The organism is Acidisphaera rubrifaciens HS-AP3, assembly GCF_000964365.1.
GTDB classification, from domain to species: domain Bacteria; phylum Pseudomonadota; class Alphaproteobacteria; order Acetobacterales; family Acetobacteraceae; genus Acidisphaera; species Acidisphaera rubrifaciens.
The window spans coordinates 1-1,537 of sequence record NZ_BANB01000995.1 but is presented as its reverse complement, the minus strand read 5'-3'; the positions used below and the strand labels follow the sequence as shown (position 1 = coordinate 1,537).

The 1,537-nt window shown below is 71.8% G+C and carries 3 protein-coding genes; 1 reads left to right on the top strand and 2 read right to left on the bottom strand.

Annotated features, from left to right (window positions below; translation table 11 throughout):
- Positions 1–509 (top strand): hypothetical protein (locus B8460_RS22530; RefSeq protein ID WP_048863321.1); only part of this gene is annotated, 509 nt, incomplete at its 5' end.
- 7 nt (positions 510–516) lie between these two features.
- Here B8460_RS22530 and mobB read toward each other — a convergent pair.
- Positions 517–1,053 carry a molybdopterin-guanine dinucleotide biosynthesis protein B gene (mobB, locus tag B8460_RS19630; protein WP_048863320.1) on the bottom strand — a complete coding sequence of 179 codons (537 nt, stop codon included), beginning with the start codon at positions 1,051–1,053 and terminating at the stop codon, positions 517–519.
- Between the two features lie 12 nt (positions 1,054–1,065).
- Positions 1,066–1,537: hypothetical protein (locus B8460_RS22525; RefSeq protein ID WP_048863319.1), on the bottom strand; the 472-nt coding region annotated here is incomplete at its 5' end.

The window sequence follows — 1,537 nt, the reverse complement described above, 5'->3', positions numbered from 1 at the left end:
GCGAGTGCCTGTGCGCGGGGCCGAACGATCTGTGGCTCGGCACCCTGACCTACGAGGAGCACGGCGCCGGGCGGGTGGCGCGGCTGGTGAGCTTCCTGCCCGATCTGCGGCATCTGGCTTCGGTGCCGGGGCCGGGCGATCCGCGCGTGACGCTGCGCCCGACGCCGGCGGGCGACGTGGCGCATGTCGTGGTGCGCCCGGATCAAACCCTGCTGCTCAACGCGCCGGCCTATGCCGTGACGCCGGGCGCTGGCTACACGCTGACGGTGCCGGTGCTGAACCGACTGGGGACGGACGTGTACGGCAACGTGACGCTGATCTGGCTCGATGCGGCGGGGCACGGGCTGCATCGCGACGACCTCGTCGTGCGGCCCGCCTATGCCGGCGCGGGGGAGACGGTGAGCGATGCCGCGGGCGCCTTCCGCCTCGCGCGCCCGCCGGGGCCGGTGCGGCTGACGGTGCCGGACCAGAACGGCCACCGCGCCGCCATTGCGACCCTGCTGCCCTGATCCGCCCCTACCCCACCCCATGCCGGAACCCCGCCCACGCCACCGCCTCCGGCGGCACGGCGTGGGTGGTGGCGTGGGTGGCGATGGCGGCGATGTCGTCGAGAGCGAGGACGGGGACCGGCGCCGCCGGCAGCGTGACGTCGGCGGCGAGCGCGACGACGTGCTTGTCGTCGGGATACAGGAAGGGCTTGCCGGTCGCCTGCCGCCAGACCTCGATCTTGGGGTGGGTCTCGCGCTTGAACCCCTCCACCAGCACCAGGTCGACCGGGGAGAGATGGGCCAGCAGCTCCGCAAGCGTCGCGGCCGGGGCGCCGCGCAGCTCGCGCATCAGCGCCCAGCGCAGCGGCGAGGCGACCAGCACCTCCGCCGCCCCCGCCTCGCGGTGGAGGAAGGAATCCTTGCCCGGCCGGTCGACCTCGAAGCCGTGATGCGCCTGCTTCACGGTGGAGACCGACAGGCCGCGCGCGCGCAGCACGGGGATCAGCGCGCGGATCAGCGTGGTCTTGCCGGCCCCGCTCCAGCCGGCAAGCCCGATCAGGCGCATGCGCGCCCGCGCTCAGCCAGGATGGCGGAGCATGATGGTCAGGTCCGTGCCGTTGACCATGTCCTTGAGCGAGTGGGCGCCCGGATGCTGATAGAGCGAGGTGTCGAGATACAGATGGCGGGTCGGCGTCACCTTCTCGCAATGCTGCTTGATGAAGATGTCGCCGATCGGCTCCTCGTCCCCGGTCGGGTGGCCGGTGGTGCAGGTCCAGCCGTCGGAGCCGAATTGCTGGCGCACCTGGTCGCGGAACAGGAACGCCTTCTTGTGCAGATAGGGCGGCACGTGCGGATCGGTCGCGATGCGCAGGCCCTGGACCACGCCGTGGTCGTCGATCATCAGCGTCAGCACGACGGGATGGCCCGCGACCTTGGTCCCGCCGAGGGCGGAATTGAGCCGGGCGCGGGGGTTATAGGCGTCGTCGTATTTGAAATCGACGTCATGCAGCCCGTGCGCGTCCGCGGGGCAGGACGCATAGGCGTCCCAG

What these genes read in the sequence shown, in the direction of transcription:
- mobB (WP_048863320.1), bottom strand. Translation starts at nt 1,053, where the DNA reads ATGCGCCTGATCGGGCTTGCCGGCTGGAGCGGGGCCGGCAAGACCACG.